Here is a 22,722-nt window from a genome sequence, read left to right on the forward strand (position 1 = left end):
TCCTCACAGGCCCGCGCGAAGCCGACCGGGTCGGGTGAATCGCCGAGGACGGAAAGCACCTTCTCCGACAGCCGCCGCATCGTGGCGGAGTCGGCCACGAAGTCAACCTCCTCCCGCCCCCGCAGGCCCTCGATCAACTCCGCGTACATCGCCCGGATCTGCGGATCAAAGGGAGCGACCCGGCCTGACGTGAACGCCCTGGCCGGCAACCGACGGCGCCGGGCGTGCTCCGGAGCATCCGTGTCGATCAGATAGAGCCCTGGTCCCACCGGGCCACTCCCCGGCTCGGTAGGTGTGCGGCCGACGATGTCGCGGCGACGAGAACGTCTCGACGTCACGCAGCACCGTGTCCACAGCCTCGGCCCGAGTGACCATGAAGGCGCCCGCCTCCTCGACGAAGGTCACGTCGCGCTTCCGCAGTTCGGTGTACAGCGGGTCAGGGCAGCAGGAGGCCTCGGGCTCGACCTGGATTCCTGTCATGGCTGGACATGGCTCGCTCCCTGTCCGTTCAGCGGCTCACTGACCTGGGGAAGACCTGACCGGCCATGCTGCATGGACTCCACTCGCATCGACAGAGCGGCACCGTTGCATGAACAACGCCCGCGCCGCCTGACATGGACTTCCGCGCGCCCAAGCCCACGAGCCGTGAGCAAGCAGCCATGACGGCTCCCCTGATGTAACGCTCAGGTTACGAAACCACCCTGCACCCTTCCCCGCCTCGCAATCCCGGTCTACGTTCCAGCGAAAACCAACCACATGGTAACTGTTGGCGTCAGGAAGGCAGTCGGCGATGACCGAACTCGATCCCGGATTCCTCTGGGGCGCATCCACGGCACCCCACCAGATCGAAGGCAACAACCTCAACAGCGACTTCTGGGCCAACGAGGGACGCGTCCCGGGCATGGAGCGCAGCGGCGACGCCTGCGACAGCTACCACCGGTACCGAAAGGACATGCGACTGCTGGCCGACGCCGGGCTCAACGCCTATCGCTTCGGCATCGAGTGGGCACGGATCGAGCCGATCCCCGGCATGGTTTCGCGCGCCGAACTCGCCCACTACCGGCGCATGATCGAGACGGCGTCCGAGCTCGGCCTGACGCCGGTCGTGACCCTGCACCACTTCACCAGCCCGCTCTGGTTCGCCGAGGAGGGCGGCTGGCTCGGCGAGCGCGCGGTGGACCGGTTCCGGACGTACGTCGAGACGGTCGCGCCGATCCTCGAAGGCATCGAGTGGACCGTCACCATGAACGAGCCGAACATGCTGGCCATCATGACCGGCATGGCGCGGGCCTTCCAGAACCCGCAGGCCGACGGCGAGTGGCAGAGCCCCACCCTCGACAACGAGGGCCCGCGTCCGCCGCTGCCGGCCCCCGACCCGGCCATCGGCGCACGGCTCGTCGAGGCGCACCACGCCGCGCGGGAGGTGCTGCGCGAGCGCACCGGCGCCAAGGTCGGCTGGACGGTAGCCAACCGCGCCTTCGTGGCCCGTCCCGGGGCGGAGGAGAAGAAGCGGGAGCTGGAGTACATCTGGGAGGACCTCTACCTGGAGGGGTCGCGCGGAGACGACTTCGTGGGCGTGCAGTCGTACTCAAGCCAGTGGGTCGGCCCGGACGGCATCGAGCCCTACCCGCCGCACCCGGACAACACGCTCGTGGGGACCGCCTACCGGCCCGACGCCCTGAGCATCGCGGTACGGCACACCGCCGAGGTCACCGACGGCCTGCCGATCCTGGTCACCGAGAACGGCATCGCCACCGGCGACGACACCCGCCGTATCGCCTACACGGGCGAGGCCCTGGAGCACCTCGGCAAGGCGATCGCCGACGGCGTGGACGTACGCGGCTATCTGCACTGGAGCCTGCTGGACAACTACGAGTGGGGCCACTGGGCGCCGACGTTCGGCCTGGTCGCGGTCGACCGCGAGACGTTCGAGCGCCGCCCCAAGCCCTCACTGGCCTGGCTGGGCGAGACCGCCCGCCGCGGCCGGATCTGACCGCACCGGCACTCGGAGGAAACATCGTGCAGGTATCCGTACCCGACGTCTCGTCGAAGTCCTTGGCCGAACTCGTCTCGCTGTCCGGGCGGCGTGCCGTCGTGACCGGCGCGGGTCGGGGGCTCGGCCGGGCCGTCGCCGAGAGGCTGGCCGAAGCGGGAGCGGACGTGCTCGTCGCGGACATCCAGGACGATCTCGCCACGGCCGTCGCCGAGGACCTCGGCGCCCGGGGTCGAGGCCGCGCCCTGGCCGCCCATCTGGACGTCACCGACCCCGACAGCGTCGTGGCCGCCGCCGACCTCGCGGTCCGGGAGCTCGGCGGGATCGACATCTGGGTGAACAACGCCGGGGTCTTCCCCAGCGTCCCCGCGCTGGAGATGTCCGATGAGGCCTTCGACGAGGTGTTCGCCGTCAACTCCCGCGGCGTCTTCCTCGGCGCCCGGGAGGCCGCGCGCCGGATGAGCGAGGCCGGGCACGGGGGCGTCATCGTCAACGTCGTCTCCACGGCCGGGTTCCGCGGGACGGCCCCCGGGCTCGCCGCGTACGTCGGATCCAAGCACGCGGCTCGCGGCCTCACCCGGCAACTCGCCCTGGAGTTCGCCCCGTTCGGCATCCGCGTGCTGGGCGTCGCACCGACCTTCGTACCGACGGAGGGCAACATGGCGGCGGCCGCGGCGGCCGGCGTGCCCCTTGACTCCGAGGCGCTCCTGTCCGTGATGCGGCCCGGCCCGCTCGGCCGGCTCGGCGTACCGGACGACATCGCCCGGGTGGTGCTGTTCTGCGCGAGCGACCTCTCAGCCTTCATGACGGGCAGCACGCTGCTCGCGGACGCCGGTGAAACGACGTGACCGGCGCGCCACCCCGACCACCCCGAACGCACCGAGCCCCCGGTAGGACCTCCATGCTCTCGCCCCGTACCACCCCCACCCGCGACCTCGTCGGCCTCGACGGCCTGTGGCGGTTCGCGCTCGACACCCACGCCGGCGCCACCCCGTGGGCGTCACGGCTCGCCCTGCCGCTCGAAGTGCCTGTGCCCGCCAGCTACAACGACCTGTTCGTGGACCCGGAGATCCGTGACCACGTCGGCGTCGTCTGGTACCAGCGCGACGTGCGCGTGCCGCGCGGCTGGAGCGGCGAGCGCGTGGTCCTGCGCTTCGGCTCGGTCACCCACGCCGCGCAGGTGTACGTGGACGAGCGGCTCGTGGCCGAACACACCGGCGGCTACACGCCGTTCGAGGCGGACCTGACCGCGATGATCCAGCCCGGCACCGCGTTCCGGCTGACGGTCGGCGTCGACAACCGGCTGACGAACATCACGATCCCGCCCGGCACCGTCACGACCGGCCCCGAGGGCCGCGAACGGCAGTCGTATCTGCACGACTTCTACAACTACGCGGGCATCGCGCGCCCGGTCCGCCTGTACAGCACGCCGACGACCTTCGTCGAGGACGTCACCGTGGTCACCGGACGGGACGGCGCCGCCGGTACCGTCGGCTACCGCGTGGAGGCCGCCGGCAAACACGCCGACACGGTCACCGTGCAGGTGCGCGCGGTGGACGAGGCCGGCCGGACCGTGGCGCAAGGAGAGGGCCCCGAAGGCGCACTGCGCATCGAAGACGTCACGCTCTGGCAGCCGGGCGCGGCCTATCTCTATGACCTCGTTGTGGAGTTGGCCGTGGACGGCGAGACCGTCGACAGCTACAGCCAGCCCTTCGGTGTCCGCACCGTCGAGGTGCGAGGCACCGAGTTCCTCCTCAACGGCGAGCCCTTCTACTTCACCGGCTTCGGTAAACACGAGGACACCCCTGTCCGGGGCAAGGGCCACGACGACGCCTACCTCGTCCACGACTTCCAGCTCATGCAGTGGACCGGCGCCAATTCCTTCCGCACCTCCCACTACCCCTACGCCGAGGAGGTCCTCGACTTCGCCGACCGGCACGGCATCGTCGTCATCGACGAGACCGCCGCCGTCGGCCTCAACCTGGGAGTCCAGGGCGGGCTCACAGGTGTTCCGCCGACCCCGACCTTCGCGCCGGAGAACTTCGGCGGGGCCACGCGGGACGTCCACGCCCAGCACCTGCGGGAGCTCATCGAGCGGGACAAGAACCACCCGAGCGTGGTGATGTGGTCCCTCGCCAACGAGCCCGCCTCCAACGAGGACGGCGCGCGCGAATACTTCGAGCCGCTGGTCGAGCTGGCCCGCAAGCTCGACCCGACCCGACCTCTCACTTACTCCGCCGTCATGTTCGCGACCCCGCAGAACGACCGGATCGGCGACCTGTTCGATGTCCTGAGCATCAACCGCTACTACGGCTGGTACCTCTTCACCGGCGACCTCGCGACCGCCGAGGGGTATCTGGAGCAGGATCTGCGCGGATGGGTCCAGCGCTTCGGCAAGCCCGTGATGATGTCCGAGTACGGCGCCGACACCCAACCTGGACTGCACTCCGTCTGGGACACACCGTGGAGCGAGGAGTACCAGAGCGACTTCCTCGCCATGTACCACCGGGTCTTCGACCGCATCCCCGAGTTCGTCGGCGAGCACGTGTGGAACTTCGCCGACTTCCAGACCTCGCCCGGCATCCACCGTGTCGACGGCAACAAGAAGGGCGTGTTCACCCGCGACCGGAAACCGAAGTCGGCCGCGTTCGCCCTGCGCGGGCGCTGGCGCGGACTGGGCGGCAGCAAGCCCGGGCGGGCCGCGGCCGACTGACACCCGCGACCGGCGCGAGGGAGTCCGACTGCCCCTTGCCGCGACGACTGAGAAGAGCCGGACATCCCTCCAGCCCACCGCCTCACAGGCCGCACGGCCGAGTCGGCGCTGGAGGGGTGGGGACGCCCAGACGCGTCCGTCGGCCCCTCTTACTGCCGTCCCTGAACCGGCATCCCGGGGGCGTCGGCAGCGCACATCGCGAGTCCCCGGCGCCGTAGCCCGGTGCCCTCCGCAGGTCCGGCGGCGATGGGGCGAACCCGTCATCGGCGACGGGCGCCGCCCGGTCCTGCGGAATCGCCTGCCCCGGGCTCCTAGGAGCGACCAGGCACCAGGCTCCCGCCCGCCCGGACCGCTTCGGGCACCGCGGGTCATCGCCGAGCACGAGCGAGCCATCGCTCCTCGCAGGGGCCGCGACCGAACCGCCGTGCTCGAAGCACCCGGTGTTCCGGCCCCGCCCGGTCCGGCCGACGCCCTGATCACCGGCGGGTTCCAGGCACCCGCCCACCTTTCACTCCCCCAGCGGTTGCCACCGCCCCTAGCGATCATGTGACAAAGGAGTCCTCATGCCGCACGACGACCAGGACGTCAGCGTGGTGGTTCCCCTTGCGAAGGCGACACCGCAGGACGCCGCCGGAGGTCCCACCGAGCCGCCCGCCGCGCCCGAGATCGAGGCACCGCCGCTGCGGAGGGTCGGCAGGGGCTATCTCCTCTGGCTGATGACCGCCAGCTTCGGTGGCTCCCTGGCCCTCATGGTCCCCCTGTCCTACTCGCTCGCGGTGCGGATCGACGACCTCGCCCCCGGGCACGAGGAGAAACTCGGGTACGTCACCGGCTCCGCCCAGGTCGTCTACCTGGTCCTCAGCCCCCTGATCGGCCTCTGGAGCGACCGGACGCGTTCCCGGCTGGGCCGCCGGACCCCCTTCATGATCGGCGGTACCCTGCTCGGCACCGTCGCGCTCGTCGGGGTCGCGCTCGCGCCGTCCGTTCTCCTGCTGGGCCTGGCCTGGGTCGTCGGCATGATCGGCTGGTCCACCACCGGGCAGGCCGTCCAGAACGTCCAGGCAGACCGGGTGCCCGAGGAGCAGCGGGGCCGGGTCTCCGCCCTGACCAGCGTCATGACCCAGATCGCGCCGGTGGTCGGCATCGGCATCGCCTACGCGGTGGCCTCCAGCACGTTCCTGGTGTTCCTGGTTCCGGGGGTCCTGGGCGCCGCCCTGGTGGTGCTGTTCCCGGTGTTCAAGCCCGAGGGCGACTCCCGCGCGCTGGTGCACACCACCGGCGTGACGCTGAGGAGCATGGTCACCAGCTACGGCTTCAACCCGCGCAGGTACCCGGACTTCGGCTGGAACTGGCTCGGCCGCTTCGTGTTCTTCATGGGGCTGTACTTCAACACGACGTTCGGCACCTTCTTCTACGCGCAGCGGCTCGATCTGCCGGTCAAGGAGGTCGCCGGGATCGTGGCGGTCATCGGGACCATCGGTGTGGTGGCCGCGGCGGGCGGCGCCATCGGGGGCGGCTTCCTCTCCGACAAGCTCGGCCGGCGCAAGTTGTTCGCCCTGATCGGCTCCGCGGTGTTCGTCGCCGGGGCCGTCACCGAGGCGTTCGCCCACTCGCTGCCCCAGCTGGTCGTCGGCGCCGTACTGATGCAGTTCGCCATCGCGGTGTTCAGCGCCGTCGACCAGGCGATCGTGTTCGCCGTCCTGCCGGACCGGGCCGAGGCGGGCCGCTACCTCGCGGTCGTCGCGTTCGCGCAGAAGATCCCCAGCGCCGTCGCCCCGCTGATCGCCCCGCTCGTCATCACCCTGGGCGTCGGCGCCGGCGGCGAGAAGAACTACACCCAGCTCTATCTGATCGGCGCGGTCCTGGCACTGGTCGGCGGCCTCATCGTCAAGTTCAAGATCAAGTCGGTGCGGTAGCCGCCGCTCCCGTCCGGCCCCCGACAATCCGCTCCACCGAGTTCCGAGAAGGCACACCATGCGAAACGCACCGTACGACCTGGCCATCGACAGCGGCGGGGACGCCTTCCCCGTGTCCGGGCGCACGCCCCGGCTGTCGTGGAAGCCGCCGTCGGACGCGGCCCGCCCGGTGGCGTACGAGGTGGAGTGCACCATCGGCGGCGAGGCGCGGGCCGCCGTGACCACCGCCGTGGGCGGGCACCGCTTCCTCCCCTGGCCGTGGGCGGCGCTGGACAGCGGGCGCCGGGTGGCCTGGCGGCTCCGGGCGCTCGGCGCCGACGGCGACTCGCCATGGTCGCGGTGGCACACGTTCGAGAGCGGTCTGCTCGCCGCCGACTGGCGGGCGCACTGGATCAGTCCCATCGAGTCCGGTGACCACGGATACGGCAGACGGCCCGCATACGTCCTGTCGGCCCGGTTCGAGGCACGCTCCGGGGTGCGCTCGGCGCGGCTGTACGCGACGGCGCTCGGGGTGTACGAGGCGTATGTCAACGGCGAGCGGGCCGGCACGGCAGAACTGTCGCCGGGGTCCACCTCGTACGACCGCACGCTGTACGCCCAGGCCTACGACGTCACAGCCGCCGTCGACACGGGCGACAACCGGATCGAGATCCTGCTGTCCGACGGCTGGTACCGGGGCCAGGTCGGCGCCTTCCGCCTCCCGGCAGGCTGGGGCACCGTGCCCGGCGCGCGGGCCGAACTGCACCTGCTCTACGAAGACGGCATACGGCAGGTCGTCCGCACCGACGCGACGTGGACGAGCGCGGAGTCGGCCATCACCCGGGCCGACCTCATGGACGGGCAGACCACCGACTTCCGCGTGCGCGCCGGGGCCGGGGGGCCCGTCCTCGTCGACCGGGTCGAGGCGCCCGAGGTCGACTGGTCGCCGGCACCCCCGGTGCGCGTGATCGAGTCGCGCCCCGCGCACCGGGTCGAACAACTCGAAGACGGTGTGTGGATCGCCGACTTCGGCCAGAACGCCTCGGGGTGGCTCGCCCTGGGCGACCTCGGTCCGGCCGGCACCCGCACGATCGTCGACCACGGCGAGCACCTCGGCCCCGACGGCGACCTGACAACCGCCCACCTGGACTCCACACGCCCCGGCCAGGCCCCGATCCCCTTCGTCCAGCGCGACATGGCCATCTCCGCGGGGGAAGGTGAGACGTTCGAGCCGCGCCACACCGTGCACGGATTCCGGTACGCCCGTATCCGGCGCGACGGCGCCCCGCTCGACCCGGCGACCCTTGTCATGCGGGTCATCCACTCCGACCTGCGCCGCACCGGCACCTTCGTGTGCGGTCACCACGACCTCGACCGCCTCCACGAGATCGCCGAGTGGAGCTTCCGCGGCAACGCCGTCGACGTGCCCACGGACTGCCCGACCCGCGAACGCCTCGCCTGGACCGGCGACTACCAGGTCTTCGCCGCCACCGCGACACGCCTGTACGACGTCCTGGGCTTCAGCCGCAAATGGCTGCGCTCCGTGCGCGACGACCAGCTGCCCGACGGCCGGATCGCCAACTTCTCGCCCGACGGACGCCGTATCAAACATCACCTGGACGACCAGTTCGCCATGATGACCGGCTCGGCCGGCTGGGGGGACGCGATCGTCGCCGTCCCGTGGGAGCTGTACGAGTCGTACGGCGACCGGGAGATCCTCGCCGAGAACTGGGAGGCGATGGTCCGCTGGGTGGAGTGGGCACTCACGACCGCCCGCACCGCCCGCCACCACACCCGTGTCGAACGCTCGGCCGAGCCACTGCCGCACGAGCGGTACCTCTGGGACGGCTCCTTCCACTGGGGCGAGTGGACCGAGCCCAGTGCGAAGGCGGCCGACGGCAGCCGTATCGACCCGGTCAAGGACAATCCCGTGGCCTGGTTCATGGCCGACAAGGGAGAAGTCGGCACTGCCTTCCTGTACCGCTCGACGGCGACCCTGGCCCGCGTCGCGCGGGTGCTGGATCGCACCGAGGACGCGGACCGCTACGCCGTGATCGCCGAGCGGATCCGCGATGCCTGGCGCACTGAGTTCCTCTCCCCCGACGGGCGCACCGCCGGCGACACCCAGGCCGGCTATGTGCGCGCGCTGTCCCTCGGACTCGTCCCCGGTGAACTGCGCGAGGCGACCGTCGCGCGCCTGATCGAGCTGATCCGCGCCGCCGACACCCACCTCACCACCGGCTTCCTCGCGACGGGCGATCTGCTCCCCGTCCTCGCCGACTCCGGGCACTCCGATGTCGCCTACGAGTTGCTCCTCCAGCGCACCGCCCCGTCCTGGCTGTACATGGTCGACCGCGGCGCGACCACCATCTGGGAGGAGTGGGAGGGCATCGACGGGAAGGGGGCCGCCCACGAGTCCCTGAACCACTACAGCAAGGGCGCGGTGGTCCGCTTCCTGCACACCCACACCCTGGGACTGCGCCAGGCGCCCGGGTCGATCGCCTGGGAGTCCTTCGAGGTCGCGCCCGTCCCGCACCCGTCCGTACCGTGGGCCCGGGGCACGCACGAGTCCCTGCAGGGCACGATCGCCGTCGAGTGGCGCACGAGCGGCGACCGCCTCACCATCACGGTCGACGTCCCGCCGGCCACCACCGCCCGCATTCTCTTCCCCGATGGCACGATCGAGGAGTCTGCGGCACCCGGCAGGTTCAGCGCCACCCGGCGCGTGGGGAAGACGGGTTGAGAGGACCGGGGCGGGCCCGGCGACAGTGACGCCGCGGGCCGTCCGCCGCAGGGGCGCGGTGGTCGTGCAGATCGGTTCACGGGCCGGACAGCCTCTCGCATCGCCTCCACACCGGTTTCGCCGCGGCGGCGCGCGCAGTCGACCGCCTCCTGAGGGAAGAAGTCACTCTCTCCGACGCTCATCCAGGCGTGACCTCGTCGGGGCGGTCCGCCATCACGGCGGATGGCATACGCCGCCACGACCTGGACCCGGTCCATCGGGTCACGGCGGCTGAGGGACTGTCACGCGAGGGTCAGCCCGCCCGCCAAAAGCGCTCGCCGGTTGGCCGCGAGCAGTTCGAAACGGTCGGCCTCCGTCCGGTCGATCTCCGTGATGTGCCAGCGCAGATGACTGCCCGCGCGCAGCACGGCCGGGATGTCGATGTCCCCGGTACCGATGGGCGTCTGCGGTGCGTCCGGTTCGGCAGGACCGTCCTTGAGGTGGGCGGTCACGGCGCGCTCTCCGAGACGTTTCAGGACCTCGGCCGGGTCCTGGCCGGCCACGGCGGCCCAGTAGACGTCGACCTCGGCGAGAACCTCGGGGTCGAGCAGATCCCACAGCACGTCGAAGGCGTGGGCGCCGCCCGGCAGCCGGACCCATTCGAAGTGGTGGTTGTGGTAGCCGAGCCGGATCCCCGCCCTGGCCAGCTCCCGGGCAGCCGCGTTGAGGCGGCCGGCGAAGGCGCGTACACCGTCGTGGGTCTCCAGGGCCCGCTCGTCGAAGCCGTCGACGAGCCACGGGATGGGCACGAAGGCGGTGTCCGTGCCAAGGATGCGGCAGGTCTCGATCGCGGACGTCTGGCTGTCGGACGAGACGGCGATGTGCATCGAGCTGACGCCGAGATTCGCCTCGTCCAGATCCGCACGCAAAGCGCGTGCGGAGGCCGCCAGTTCGTCGGGAGGCGTGTTCCACAGGCCGAGCGCGAAGGGCTCGACGTGGCGGAAGCCGAGCGCGGCCAGTCGAGTCAGGGTGGCGGGGCGGTCGGCCTCCAGAGCCTCGATCACGCTGTACAGCTGGACGGCGAGGAGGCCGGGGCTCATTCTTCGTCCTCTGGTTCCGCGGCCTGCGGGAAGGTCATGCGCATGAAGGCCTGGACGGGGCCGACGATGTCGAGGTCCTGGTCGAGCAGCCACTGCAACTGCAGGCCGTTGAGCACGGCTTGGAGCAGCGTGGCCGCGTGTTCGGGGGCGAGCGCTTCGTGCAGTTCTCCGCGCTCGGCCTTCCCGCTCATGCCCTGGGCGAACTGATCGCGTCCCCAGGCGTAGCGCTGTGCGAAGTAGCCGTGCGCGGGGTGCTCCGGGCGTGAGGCGGCCGCCGCGAGCTCGATCCACAGGCGCATCAGTTCGGGGGCCTTCTGGTGGTGGCGCAGCAGGTCGCCGAGGTACGGCGCCAGGTGGTCCATGTCCGGCACCTGCGACTCGGCGTACTGCCGCTCCTCGGTGTCGCGTTGGGCGAGTACGGCGGCCAGCAGGTCGTCCTTGTTGCGGAAGTGGTGCAGGAGCCCGGCGTGGGTGATGCCGGCCCGCTCGGCGATGTCGCGCAGCGAAGCCTTGGTGAATCCGTGTTCCGCGAAGCTCTCGCGCGCCGCCCGGACGATCTCGGCCTGTCTGGCGGGGGTCTTGGTGTACGGGCCGCGGGCCTTGGCCCGGGTCACAGTGCGCTTCCTTTTCCCGAATCCCGCATCACGAATACGAAAACCTTCCAATGCTTAGAATTTCATTGCCTGCTCGGCAGTGTGGGCGGCGACCGCCGTGAGCGCAAGGGGCGGAGCACGGCAATTTCGCGCCAGGTAACGCTCTGATTACGAACAGAGTCCCCCATCTTCCCGCACTTCCCGCCGGGGCCTACCTTCCGAATGAAATTCAACCAAGTGGTAACCGTTCACGCGACGGACCCCTCGGCGGATCCGCGACCGCCGCAGCGTCCTTGATCACCCGCATGCCGGCCTCACGGGCTACGCCGTACACCCCACACATGCATCGGCCCGCTCGTGCACCCGCGCATGACCGCACCGCAACACCGACGCACTGACGAAGGCCTCGGCTCTTCAGGTTCCAGGACGAAGGAATCCACCCATGCGCATCCGCTCCTCGCACTCCCGGCCCGGCCCACGTCCGCGACAGCGCACGCAGGCCCTGGCGGCCGTTGCGGCCATCTCCCTGCTGGCCACGGCCACAACGGCGTGCGACAGCACCCCGGCCGCCCCGTCGAGCTCCGGCACCGACACGACCCTCGCACTGTCCATCCTCGGCACTCCCAACTCGTTCGACCCCGCCCAGCTCATCGAGGGCCAGCAGACCTACGTCTGGGACTCGATCTACGACACGCTGCTCCTGCAGGACAACAAGGGCGTACTGCGCCCCGGCGCGGCGCAGAGCTGGGCGTACTCCAAGGACGGCCGCACCCTCACCCTGAAGATCCGCCAGGACATGAAGTTCAGCTCGGGCGATGCGGTCGACGCGAACGCTGTGAAGGCCACCCTGGAACGGATCCGGTCGACGCCCGGCCAGAGCCAGCTGTCACTGGCCTCCGTCTCCTCGGTCGAGGCCCCCGACGCCTCGACGGTCCGCATCAAGCTCGAGCAGCCCGACGCCTCACTGCTCGCCGCGCTGTCGACCTCGCCCGGTGTGATCGGCGACCCGAAGACGATGGCCGACAAGAGCTCGACCCTCAACCCGGTCGGCTCGGGCCCCTACACCCTCGACACGAAGGCCACGGTCAACGGCTCCGTCTACGTCCTCAAGCGGCGCGACGACTACTGGAACAAGAAGGCGTATCCGTTCAAGACGGTCAAGATCCGCGTGATCACCGACCCGACCGCCTCGGCCAACGCCCTCAAGGCGGGCGAGACCAACGCCGGTACCGTCGACGTCTCCCAGGTACCCGCGATCAAGGCGGCCGGCTTCGAGATCACGCACGTGCAGGCGACCGCGGGCGCCTTCCTCGTCCTCGCCGACCGCGCCGGCACCAAGCTGAAGCCGCTCGGCGACCTGCGCGTCCGCAAGGCCGTCAACATGGCCTTCGACCGGCAGAAGATCGTCACACAGGTGCTGCGCGGCTCCGGCAAGGCCACCGACCAGTTGTTCAACCCCCAGAGCGGGGCCTATGACGAAACGCTCAACAAGCTGTACCCCTATGACGTCGCCGGGGCCAAGAAGCTGCTCGCCGAGGCCGGTTACCCGAACGGCTTCTCGGTCACCATGCCGAGCCTGGTCTTCACCAAGAGCTTCGAGCCGATCTTCACCCAGGCGCTCGCCGACATCGGCATCAAGGTGACCTGGGAGCCGGTGCCCGCGCAGCAGACCACCACCGCCGTCGCCTCGGGCAAGTACCCGATGTTCCTGCTGGTCGAGGGCCTCAGCAACGACGCCGTCATGACCCGAAGCTTCTACACCCCGTCCGGCTTCCGCAACGTGTTCCGCTCCACCGACCCGAAGCTGACCAGCCTGCTGGGCCGGGCCGCCCGGGAACTCGACCCGGCGAAGGCCTCCGGGATCTACCGGGAGATCAACGCGTTCGGCGTCGAGAACGCCTGGCTGGCGCCGGTCTTCTACATCGGCACCGACTGGGCCACCAAGAAGGGCATCACGTACCTGGGCGACGGCTCTTCCACGATGGCAACCATCCGGCAGTTCGGCGTGGCCGGCTCCGCGCAGCGGTCGGGAGGGTGAGTCCGCGCCCATGACGGTCTATGTGCTGCGTCGCCTGACCGCGGGCCTCGTGCTCGCGGTCCTGGTGACCATGATCACCTTTCTGCTGCTCAGCACGTCCTTCGACGACGTGGCGAGCAGCGTCCTCGGCAACGGCGCCACCCCACAGCAGATCGCCGCGCAGAAGGCTCTGATGGGCCTCGACCGGCCCGTGGCGATCCAGTACCTCGACTGGCTCTCGCACGCCGTCCGCGGCGACCTCGGCGCCTCGTACTTCACCAGCGAGCCGGTCCGCTCCGCTCTCACCGCACGGCTCGGCGTCACTCTGTCGATCGTCGTGGTCGCGCTGCTGGCCACCTCGGTCATCAGTGTCGCCCTCGGGGTGGCCGCCGCCGCGCGCGGAGGCGCCGTCGACCGGTTCGCGCAGGGCGCGGCGATGGTCGGCTACCTCGTGCCGAGCCTGCTCGTCGCCATCGCGCTGGTCTACGTCCTGGCCATCAGGCTGCACCTGTTCCCGGCCACCGGATACACCGCCTTCGGCGACAGCCCGGGCCGCTGGGCGAGTTCCATCGCCATTCCGGTGGTCGCCCTGATGATGGGCGGGGTCGCCAGCCTGACCTCGCAGATCCGAGGCGCCATGATCGGCGAACTGCGCAAGGACTACGTACGCACCCTGCGCACCCGGGGCATCCCCACCCACTCCATCGTGCTGCGCCACGCCCTGCGCAACGCCGCGGGACCGGCCCTCACGGTGCTGTCCCTGGAGTTCATCCAGATGCTCGGCGGGGCCCTGATCATCGAACAGATCTTCGCGCTGCCGGGCTTCGGCCAGTACGCGTTCAACGCCTCCCTGCAGGGCGACATGCCGATCATCATGGGCATCAGCCTCTTCGGCGTGCTGCTCGTCGTGGCCGTCAACCTCGTCGTCGACCTGCTGGGCGGCTGGCTCAACCCGAAGGCGAGGATGGTCCGTTGACAAGAGCGAGTACAGATTCGCGGCGCAGGCCGGCCCTGCGGCGCCTCCTCACCGACCCCCAGGCCGTCGTCAGCGCGAGCCTGCTGACCGTCGTCGTCCTGCTCGGTCTGCTCGCGCCGGCCCTCGCCGGCCACGGTGCCAACGAGGCGAACCTGGACGCGGTGAACGCCGGCCTCGGCGGCCACGGCTACCTGCTCGGCGGGGACAAGAGCGGCCGCGACATCTTCGCCAGGCTGCTGTACTCCATCAACACCAGCGTGGTCTCGGCGCTCATCGGCGCGTGCATCGCCCTCGCGATCGGGATCACGTCCGGGCTCGTCGGCGGATACTTCGGGCGGCGGGTCCGCGGCACGACCGAATGGCTCTTCAGCCTGATCATGACGTTCCCCGGGCTCCTCCTGCTCATCATCCTGATGCCAGTCACCAAGGGTGACTACCGGGCCACCATGGTCGTCTTCGGGGTCCTGCTCTCTCCCGGCATCTACCGGCTCGTGCGCAATCTCGTCCTCGGCGTGAAGAACGAGCTCTACGTCGACGCCGCCCGGGTCTCCGGACTGCCCGACCGGCGCATCCTGCGACGGCACGTGTTCACCGTGGTGCGCGGCCCGGTAATCATCGCCACCGCGTTCCTCGCCGGTTCCTCCATCGCCGTCCAGTCGGGCCTGGCCTTCCTGGGCCTGGGCTCAAGCACCGTGCCCAGTTTCGGCGCGATGATCTCCGATGGCTTCACCAACCTGTACGAGGAACCACTGCAGTTCCTGTGGCCGAGCCTCGTGCTCGGGATCATCACCGCTTCGCTGGTGCTCCTGGGGAACGCGCTGCGGGACGCCTTGGAGGGCGGGCGTCCCAAGCCGGTCCGGATCGTGACCGCCACCGGGTACCGACCGCCCGTCGCGGAGAGGGCCGCCGTCACGGGACTGCTCACCGTGGACGACCTGGCGATCGCCTACCCGACCCTGACCGGTGAACTGAAAGAGGTCGTCAGCGGTGTCACCCTGAGCGTGGCCGCCGGGGAGACCCTCGGACTGGTCGGCGAGTCCGGCTCCGGCAAAACACAGACCGCGTTCGCCGCACTCGGCGTACTGCCGGCGGAAGCGGTCGTCACCCGCGGCTCGATCCGGCTCGACGGCCGCGAGCTGCTCGGCCTGAGCGAGCGCGAACTGCGGGCGGTGCGAGGGACGTCCATCGCCTACATCCCCCAGGAGCCCATGTCCAACCTGGACCCGTCTTGCACTGTGGGCGCCCAGCTCGTCGAGGGCCTGCGCGCGGCGACGTCCATGTCGAGGGGCGAAGCCCGCGAACGGGTCCTGGCGCTCCTCGCCAGGGTCGGCATCCCCGACCCCGAACGTACCTTCCGCTCCTACCCGCACCAGATCTCCGGCGGCATGGCACAGCGCGTCCTCATCGCCGGCGCCGTCGCCGGCCGGCCCCTGCTTCTCATCGCCGACGAACCGACCACCGCCCTGGACGTCACCGTCCAGGCCGAGATCCTCGACCTGCTGCGCGACCTCCAGAAGGACCTCGGCATGGCCGTGCTGCTCGTGACCCACAACTTCGGTGTGGTCGCGGACATCTGCGGCCGCGTGGCCGTCATGCGGGAGGGCACGGTCGTCGAGACCGGCGCGACGGAGGAGTTGTTCACCGCGCCGAGACACCCCTACACGCGCACGCTCCTGGACTCGATCCTCGACGAGACCACACTGCGCGCCGACCCACCGGCCACCCCTACGGACGTGCTCGAGACGGAGACCCAATGACCACACTGCTGGAGGTGAGCGACCTGCGCGTCACCTACCCCGGGCGGGGCTTCCGGGCCCGCCCCCACGAGGTCCTGCACGGCGTGTCGCTCACCGTGGGGCAGGGCGAGACCCTGGGCGTCGTCGGCGAGTCGGGCTCCGGCAAGACGACCATCGGCCGCTCCGTGCTCGGCCTGGTCACGCCCAGCGGCGGCACAGTGTGCTTCCAGGGCCACGACATCACCCACGCCGGGCGCACGGAGCGCCGCGCCCTGGCCCGGGACATCCAGGTGGTCTTCCAGGACCCCTACTCCTCCCTCAACCCGGCCCTCACGATCGGTGACATCCTCAGCGAACCGCTGATCGTGCAGGGCACGGCGGCGAGTGAGGCCCGGCAGCGGGTCACGGAGCTGCTCGACCAGGTGGGGCTGCCCAAGGACGCCTCGCAGCGGCTGCCGCGGGAGTTCAGCGGCGGCCAACGGCAGCGCATAGCGATCGCCCGCGCCCTCGCGCCCGCCCCGCGGCTCATCGTCTGCGACGAACCGGTCTCCGCGCTCGACCTCACCACCCAGGCCCGCGTCCTCGATCTGCTCGTCGACATCCAACGACGCGCCGGAGTCGCCTACTTGTTCATCTCGCACGACCTCGCGGTCATCCGACACATCAGCCACCGCGTGAGCGTCATCCACCGGGGCGACATCGTCGAGACCGGACCGGCGGGCGATGTCACCTCGGTCCCTCAACACCCGTACACCCAGAAGCTGTTGCTCGCCGCTCCGGTCGCGGACCCGGCCGAGCAGCGTCGACGACGCGCGGCCCGGCAACACCTGTGACCGGCTCGCCGAGTTCGGGGAAGCCTGGACAGGAGTTGCGGTGAGTGAGGCTCGGCCCAGTGGTCTGCGTTCGCCCAGGGAACGGCCGAGAGCACAGGCCGGTGGTGCACTTCTGTGCGTCGGCAAGACCCCGCTCGTCCAGGCCCACGCCCGACTCGCGAGGCCTGCTCCCGCGTACTGGGTGGTCGACGCTCTTCTTCGCCGTCGGCCTGGTCGCCGGCCTGCTCCTCTACTGGCACGACGTGCCCGAACACGACCCCGACGCGGCACCCGCGTCCACATGTGAGATCCGAGTGGGGACCGCTCCGCGGGTGAACATCCGAGCAACCCTCCATGACCGGCCGACCTGACGCCGGCGGCCGAGGACACGGTCCCGACAGACACACCCGCACCTACCCGGAGCCCCGGGCCGGTGCGGCCTGTCCAGCACCCCGGCGAGGGTGCCTGGACGCGAGCCGAGGACCGGCACGACACGTCTGCGCTGGAACGACCGGCCAAGTCGGCGGAACTCGCCGCCGAAGTCGAGCCCGGTTGTCCGGGATACCGCCGCCCTGCTGAACACACACAGTGGTCGCCCCCGAGATGACCACCAGAGTGGTGGGTGCCGTTCGCCCGGTGGCTGGATCCGCGCCTCAATTTCATTCGGGACACTTTGTTGGTACGTCCTGACATACCTGTTGACATCCCTGCGGCGCCGCTCCATAGTCTCTCCAACTAGAGCGCGCTACTAAAGCGCTCCAGTCCGTGAACAGGTGGTCCACACCTACGACCTCCGCAGAAGAAGACGCCGCCACGCACGGCACATACGCAGCATCCGCGCACCGCGTCGTCTCTCGGTGATCAGGCATCGCCTGCCGACGCCGGACACGCTTCCGCTCATCACACACTCACCCCGACAAGCACAGCGAGGTGCAAGGGACATGCACAAAAGCCATCGAGCCGCCGTTCTCACCGCTACCGTCCTCGCCGGAACCCTGCTGGCCGCCGGCTGTTCCAGCAGTTCCGGCGGAAAGAAGTCCGAGGAGGGCAACGCGGCCGCCTCGGCAGGCAAGGCCACTACCCCGCGCATGACGGTGGCCATGGTCACCCACGCCTCCCCCGGCGACACCTTCTGGGACCTGGTCCGCAAGGGCGCCGAGGCCGCGGCCGCCAAGGACAACATCAAGCTCGTCTACTCCAGCGACCCCAGCGCCGGCAACCAGGCCAACCTGGTGCAGAACGCCATCGACCAGAAGGTCGACGGCATCGCCCTGACCGCCGCCAAGCCCTCCGCCATGAAGAACGTCGTGGCCAAGGCAACCGCCGCCGGGATCCCCGTCGTCGGCTTCAACTCCGGTGTCGGCGACTGGAAAGAGCTCGGCATGCTCGAATACTTCGGCCAGGACGAGAACATCGCGGGCCAGGCCTTCGGCCAGCGACTGAACCAGCTCGGCGCCAAGCACGCCCTCTGCGTCATCCAGGAGCAGGGGCAGGTTGCTCTTGAGGCCCGCTGCGCCGGCCTCAAGAAGGGCTTCAGCGGTAAGACGGACATCCTCTACGTCAACGGCACCGACATGCCGTCGGTGAAATCGACCATCACCGCCAAGCTCACACAGGACTCCTCCATCGACCAGGTGGTCACCCTCGGCGCCCCGATCGCGTTGACGGCGGTCCAGTCGTTGTCCGACGCCGGCAGCAAGGCCAAGCTCGCCACCTTCGACCTCAACAAGGATCTGGTGAAGGCCGTCCAGGACGGCAAGGTCGAGTTCGCCGTGGACCAGCAGCCGTATCTGCAGGGCTACTTGGCGGTCGACTCATTGTGGCTCTACAAGACCAACGGCAACTTCAGCGGCGGCGGCACCGCGCCCGTCCTCACCGGCCCGGCCTTCATTGACAAGACCAACGTCGACACGGTCGCCAAGTTCGCCGCGAACGGGACCCGGTGATGAGCATGGCCCAGCATGCCGAGCCGGCGGTGAACACACCGCCGGTCCCCGGCCCGAAGGAGACCGACGGCCGGACCGTGCAACGTACCCTGACGCTGAGGGCGCTGGCCCGGCCCGATGTGGGCGTCTTCCTCGGCGCCGCCGCCGTGTACGTGTTCTTCCTGATCTCGGCGCCGCCGGTGCGCGACGGCGGGGCGATGGCGAACATCCTCTACCAGTCCTCCACCATCGGGATCATGGCGCTGCCCGTGGCGCTGCTGATGATCGGCGGCGAGTTCGACCTGTCGGCCGGCGTCGCCGTGATCACCTCCGCCCTCACCGCAAGCATGCTCAGCTACCAGCTGACCATGAACGTCTGGGTCGGCGTGATCGCCGCCCTGGTCGTCTCTCTGGGCATCGGCTTCCTCAACGGCTGGCTCGTGGTCAGGACCGGCCTGCCCAGCTTCCTGGTCACCCTGGGCAGCTTCCTGATCCTGCAAGGCGTCAACCTCGCGGTGACCAAGCTGGTCACCGGCAACGTCGCCACCGACGACATCAGCAGCATGGACGGCTTCGACCAAGCCAGGAAGGTCTTCGCCTCCAGCTTCGACATCGGCGGCGTCCAGGTGAAGATCACTGTCTTGTGGTGGCTGCTGTTCGCCGCGATCGCCACCTGGGTGCTCCTGCGCACCAAGTACGGCAACTGGACCTTCGCCGTCGGCGGCAACAAGGACAGCTCGCGGGCCGTCGGCGTACCGGTGACCTTCACCAAGATCTCGCTGTTCATGCTGGTCGGCTTCGGCGCCTGGTTCATCGGGATGCACCAGCTGTTCTCCTTCAACACGGTGCAGTCGGGTGAGGGCGTGGGCCAGGAACTGATCTACATCTCCGCGGCCGTCATCGGCGGCTGTCTGCTGACCGGCGGCGCTGGCAGTGCGATCGGCCCGGTCTTCGGCGCGTTCATGTTCGGCATGGTGCAGCAGGGCATCGTCTACGCCGGCTGGAATCCCGACTGGTTCAAGGCCTTCCTCGGCGTGATGCTCCTCGGCGCCGTCCTCATCAATCAGTGGGTCCAGCGCACAGCGACCCGGAGGTGACCCCTATGACAAACAATGCCAGCGGCACCCAGAGCGCCGTCCTCGCCGACGACGCCCCCGCCACCGACGGGGCGATCGTCCAACTCCGCAACGCCGGCAAGGCGTACGGCAACATCCGCGCCCTGCACGGCGTCGACCTCAAGGTCTTCCCCAGTCAGGTGACCTGCGTCCTGGGCGACAACGGCGCCGGCAAGTCCACTCTCATCAAGATCATCTCCGGGCTGCACCAGCACACCGAGGGCGAGTTCCTCGTCGACGGCTCCCCGGTCCGCTTCTCCACCCCCCGAGAAGCCCTCGACAAGGGCATCGCCACCGTCTACCAGGACCTGGCGGTCGTCCCGCTGATGCCGGTGTGGCGCAACTTCTTCCTCGGCTCCGAGATCACCAAGGGCCCATGGCCGATCCGCCGCCTCGACATCGAGACGATGAAGAAGACCGCCGACGAAGAGCTCCGCAACATGGGCATCGTCCTGGACAACCTGGACCAGCCCATCGGCACCCTCTCCGGCGGCCAGCGACAGTGCGTCGCCATCGCCCGCGCCGTCTACTTCGGCGCCCGGGTGCTGATCCTGGACGAGCCGACCGCGGCCCTCGGCGTCAAGCAGTCCGGCGTGGTGCTGAAGTACGTGGCCGCCGCCCGCGACCGCGGCCTCGGCGTCATCTTCATCACCCACAACCCCCACCACGCCTACATGGTCGGCGACCACTTCAGCGTCCTGCGCCTCGGCACCCTCGAACTCTCCGCCGAACGCAGCGAGATCAGCCTCGAAGAACTCACCAACCACATGGCCGGCGGCACCGAACTCGCCGCCCTCAAACACGAGTTGTCCCAAGTCCGCGGCGTCGACGTCGACGAACTGCCCGAAGAGGTCGACTTTGCCGCACCCGCGGCGGCCACGGGCGAGGCGGCCACGTCCTGACAACGGCGCACGCGCCGTCCTCTGTCCACACATGCCAGGTGGGCGCCCACGGACCGGCCACGGGGGCGTCGCTCCCACAACGCCTGGCCGAAGGCGCCCACCGACATCCAAGCGAACACCGGGAAAGCCTCGCATGAGCACCGTACGCATCGGAGTGATCGGCGCCGGCATCATGGGTGCCGATCATGTGAACACCCTGCACCGTCATGTCTCCGGGGCCGTGGTCACCATGGTCGCGGACATTGACCTGGAGAGGGCCGCCACTGTCACGGACGCCGTACCCAGGGCGCGTGCGACCGATGACCCCTATGCCCTGATAGGCGATCCGGAGGTCGACGCCGTCGTCATCGCCTCGCACGACACCTCCCACGCCGATCTGACCGTCGCGGCCGTACGGGCCGGAAAACCCGTGCTGTGCGAGAAGCCCCTCGCCCCCACGCCGACCGAGTGCGTCCGTGTCGTACGAGAGGAGCGGCAGACGGGCGGGCGGCTGATCTCGCTGGGCTTCATGCGCCGCTTCGACCCCGCGTACACGGAGCTCAGGGATGCGATCGCGGGCAGTGTCTGCGGGGCGCCGCTGCTCTTGCACTGTGTCAGCCGCGGCGTCTTCTCCGCTCCCGGCGCCACCGACGAACTCAGCATCACCGGGTCGGCCGTCCACGAGTTCGACACTGTGCCCTGGCTGCTCAACTCGAACGTCAGCGAGGTGAGTTGGCACGCCACCCGCTCCACGAGGGCGGCCACCGGCCTGCGCGACCCGCAGCTGATGCTGCTGCGCACCGACGACGGCGCGCTGACCACAGTGGAGGTGTTCCTCAACGCCGGTTACGGCTACGACATCCGCTGCGAAGTGGTGGGCGAGCGCGGCACCCTGGCCCTGACCCACCCTTCGCGCGTCGTCACCGACTCCGCCCGCGCCCGTTCCCTCGGATACCCGGCCGACTGGCGCCCCCGGTTCGCCGACGCCTACCGCCTCGAACTCCAGGCCTGGACCGACGCGGTCGCCTCCGGCACGCCCTCTCCACTCGCGACCGCGGACGACGGCCTGGTGGCGAGCGCGGTGGCCGAGGCCGTCATCACGTCCATGAAGAACGGGGGCCGCAGCGTCGCCGTCCAGGTCCCGGAGGTCTGAGCATGCCCGCCTTTCCCACCGCCCTTCCCGCCCCCCGCACTCCGGCATCGATGGAGGCGCCCGTACTGCGCTGGGGGGTTCTGGGTACCGGCTGGATCGCCGAGCGCTTCATCGCCTCCGTGCAGCGCCACACCCGGCAGAGCTTCACGGCCGTCGCGTCGCGCGACGCCGCCCGCGCAAAGGAGTTCGCGGACCGCCACGGCATTCCGCGCTCGTACGGCTCCTACGAGGAGCTGGCAGCCGCGGCGGACGTCGACGTCGTCTACGTCGCCACCGAGCACACAGCCCACCTCGACTGTGCCCGGATCTCCCTCATGGCCGGCAAGCACACGCTCGTGGAGAAGCCGCTCGCGCTCAACGCCCCCCAGGCCACGGAAATCGCCCGGCTGGCCACGGAGCGAGGCCTGTTCTGCGCCGAGGCGTTGTGGACCTTCTTCCTGCCCAGATTCGACGTCGTACGGCAGATCCTCGACGCCGGCGTCCTCGGTGGCATCCGCACCGTGCTGGCCGACCACGGCGAGCACTTCGCGGGCGGCCACCGCATTCTCCGCCCCGACCTGGCCGGCGGACCCCTCCTCGACCTGGGGACGTACCCGCTCTCCTTCGCCGTGTCGGTCCTCGGCGAGCCGGTGGAGGTACAGGCCTTCGCCCAGCCCCACCCCGCGGGCGTCAACGGCCAGACCGCCGCCCTCCTGCGCAACGCCGACGGCGGCCAGGGCATCGTCCACACCACGCTGTTCAGTGACACGCCCACCACGGCCACGGTCGCCGGAACCCACACCACCCTGAGCCTGAAGGGCCCTTTCTACCAACCCGGCGAGGTGCTCCTCACCCCGGCGGGCGGCGGGACACCGCTGTCATACGGCGAAGCGCGCACCGCACACGACGCCCTGCACTTCGAGGCGGCGGAGGTGGCCCGATGCATCGGCGCCGGACGGCTCCAGACGCCGCTGCGACCTCTGGACGACTCCGTGTCCACGCTCCGGGTGATGGACGAGATCCGCCGCCTGTGCGGCCTCTCCTGGCCCGACGAGGACTCAGGAACGGTCTGGGCAAGGGCGGCACCTCAGGCCCGTACGACGGCCTGACCA

At 69.9% G+C, this 22,722-nt stretch carries 16 protein-coding genes; 14 read left to right on the plus strand and 2 right to left on the minus strand.

The features are described 5' to 3' along the window. Positions 1-790 precede the first annotated feature (790 nt). From ACIOHP_RS48380 to ACIOHP_RS48400, 5 genes are all read left to right on the plus strand, one after another. Entirely contained in the window at positions 791-1,993 is a 1,203-nt protein-coding gene (locus tag ACIOHP_RS48380) for a family 1 glycosylhydrolase (RefSeq protein ID WP_401898024.1), read from the plus strand. A 26-nt stretch (positions 1,994-2,019) separates the two neighbouring features. Then, a complete protein-coding gene (locus tag ACIOHP_RS48385) occupies positions 2,020-2,841 on the plus strand; it encodes an SDR family NAD(P)-dependent oxidoreductase (protein WP_401898026.1) in 822 nt (273 codons plus the stop codon). Positions 2,842-2,894: 53 nt separating this feature from the next. Beyond that, entirely contained in the window at positions 2,895-4,706 is a 1,812-nt protein-coding gene (gene uidA, locus ACIOHP_RS48390; protein ID WP_401898027.1) for a beta-glucuronidase, read from the plus strand. 563 nt (positions 4,707-5,269) lie between these two features. Then, a complete protein-coding gene (locus ACIOHP_RS48395; protein ID WP_401898030.1) occupies positions 5,270-6,622 on the plus strand; it encodes an MFS transporter in 1,353 nt (450 codons plus the stop codon). Between the two features lie 58 nt (positions 6,623-6,680). Continuing rightward, a complete protein-coding gene (locus ACIOHP_RS48400) occupies positions 6,681-9,344 on the plus strand; it encodes a family 78 glycoside hydrolase catalytic domain (RefSeq protein WP_401898031.1) in 2,664 nt (887 codons plus the stop codon). A 281-nt stretch (positions 9,345-9,625) separates the two neighbouring features. On the opposite strand, the gene ACIOHP_RS48405 is transcribed toward ACIOHP_RS48400, so the two are convergent. Continuing rightward, positions 9,626-10,423 (minus strand): sugar phosphate isomerase/epimerase family protein, encoded by a 798-nt coding sequence (locus ACIOHP_RS48405; protein WP_401898034.1) that lies wholly within the window; start codon positions 10,421-10,423, stop codon positions 9,626-9,628. Then, positions 10,420-11,037, minus strand: coding sequence for a TetR/AcrR family transcriptional regulator (locus ACIOHP_RS48410; RefSeq protein ID WP_401898036.1), 618 nt, complete (start codon positions 11,035-11,037; stop codon positions 10,420-10,422). The genes ACIOHP_RS48405 and ACIOHP_RS48410 overlap by 4 nt, the downstream gene beginning before the upstream one ends. Before the next feature lie 421 nt (positions 11,038-11,458). On the opposite strand from ACIOHP_RS48410, the gene ACIOHP_RS48415 reads away from it, so the two are divergent. The 9 genes from ACIOHP_RS48415 (at position 11,459) to ACIOHP_RS48455 (ending at position 22,719) form a co-directional block, all read left to right on the plus strand. Further along, a complete protein-coding gene (locus tag ACIOHP_RS48415) occupies positions 11,459-13,054 on the plus strand; it encodes an ABC transporter substrate-binding protein (protein WP_401898038.1) in 1,596 nt (531 codons plus the stop codon). A 10-nt stretch (positions 13,055-13,064) separates the two neighbouring features. After that, a complete protein-coding gene (locus ACIOHP_RS48420; protein WP_401898041.1) occupies positions 13,065-14,009 on the plus strand; it encodes an ABC transporter permease in 945 nt (314 codons plus the stop codon). After that, positions 14,006-15,766, plus strand: coding sequence for an ATP-binding cassette domain-containing protein (locus ACIOHP_RS48425; RefSeq protein ID WP_401898044.1), 1,761 nt, complete (start codon positions 14,006-14,008; stop codon positions 15,764-15,766). Before ACIOHP_RS48420 ends, ACIOHP_RS48425 begins: the two co-directional genes overlap by 4 nt. Then, on the plus strand, positions 15,763-16,578 hold the full coding sequence (locus ACIOHP_RS48430; protein WP_401898046.1) for an ATP-binding cassette domain-containing protein: 816 nt from the start codon (positions 15,763-15,765) through the stop codon (positions 16,576-16,578). Before ACIOHP_RS48425 ends, ACIOHP_RS48430 begins: the two co-directional genes overlap by 4 nt. 920 nt (positions 16,579-17,498) lie before the next feature. Continuing rightward, on the plus strand, positions 17,499-18,503 hold the full coding sequence (locus tag ACIOHP_RS48435) for a sugar ABC transporter substrate-binding protein (protein WP_401898047.1): 1,005 nt from the start codon (positions 17,499-17,501) through the stop codon (positions 18,501-18,503). Further along, complete coding sequence (locus ACIOHP_RS48440; RefSeq protein WP_401898049.1) at positions 18,503-19,579, plus strand: ABC transporter permease; 1,077 nt, start codon at positions 18,503-18,505, stop codon at positions 19,577-19,579. The genes ACIOHP_RS48435 and ACIOHP_RS48440 overlap by 1 nt, the downstream gene beginning before the upstream one ends. A 5-nt stretch (positions 19,580-19,584) precedes the next feature. Continuing rightward, the gene (locus tag ACIOHP_RS48445) at positions 19,585-20,499 is read left to right on the plus strand and encodes an ATP-binding cassette domain-containing protein (RefSeq protein WP_401898051.1); all 915 of its coding nucleotides are present in this window, start codon (positions 19,585-19,587) and stop codon (positions 20,497-20,499) included. Between the two features lie 133 nt (positions 20,500-20,632). Continuing rightward, on the plus strand, positions 20,633-21,631 hold the full coding sequence (locus tag ACIOHP_RS48450; RefSeq protein WP_401898053.1) for a Gfo/Idh/MocA family protein: 999 nt from the start codon (positions 20,633-20,635) through the stop codon (positions 21,629-21,631). A gap of 2 nt (positions 21,632-21,633) precedes the next feature. Next, positions 21,634-22,719, plus strand: coding sequence for a Gfo/Idh/MocA family protein (locus tag ACIOHP_RS48455; RefSeq protein WP_401898056.1), 1,086 nt, complete (start codon positions 21,634-21,636; stop codon positions 22,717-22,719). The last annotated feature ends 3 nt before the right edge of the window (positions 22,720-22,722 follow it).

It is taken from the genome of Streptomyces sp. NPDC087859 (genome assembly GCF_044742595.1).
GTDB classification, from domain to species: Bacteria; Actinomycetota; Actinomycetes; order Streptomycetales; family Streptomycetaceae; genus Streptomyces; species Streptomyces canus_F.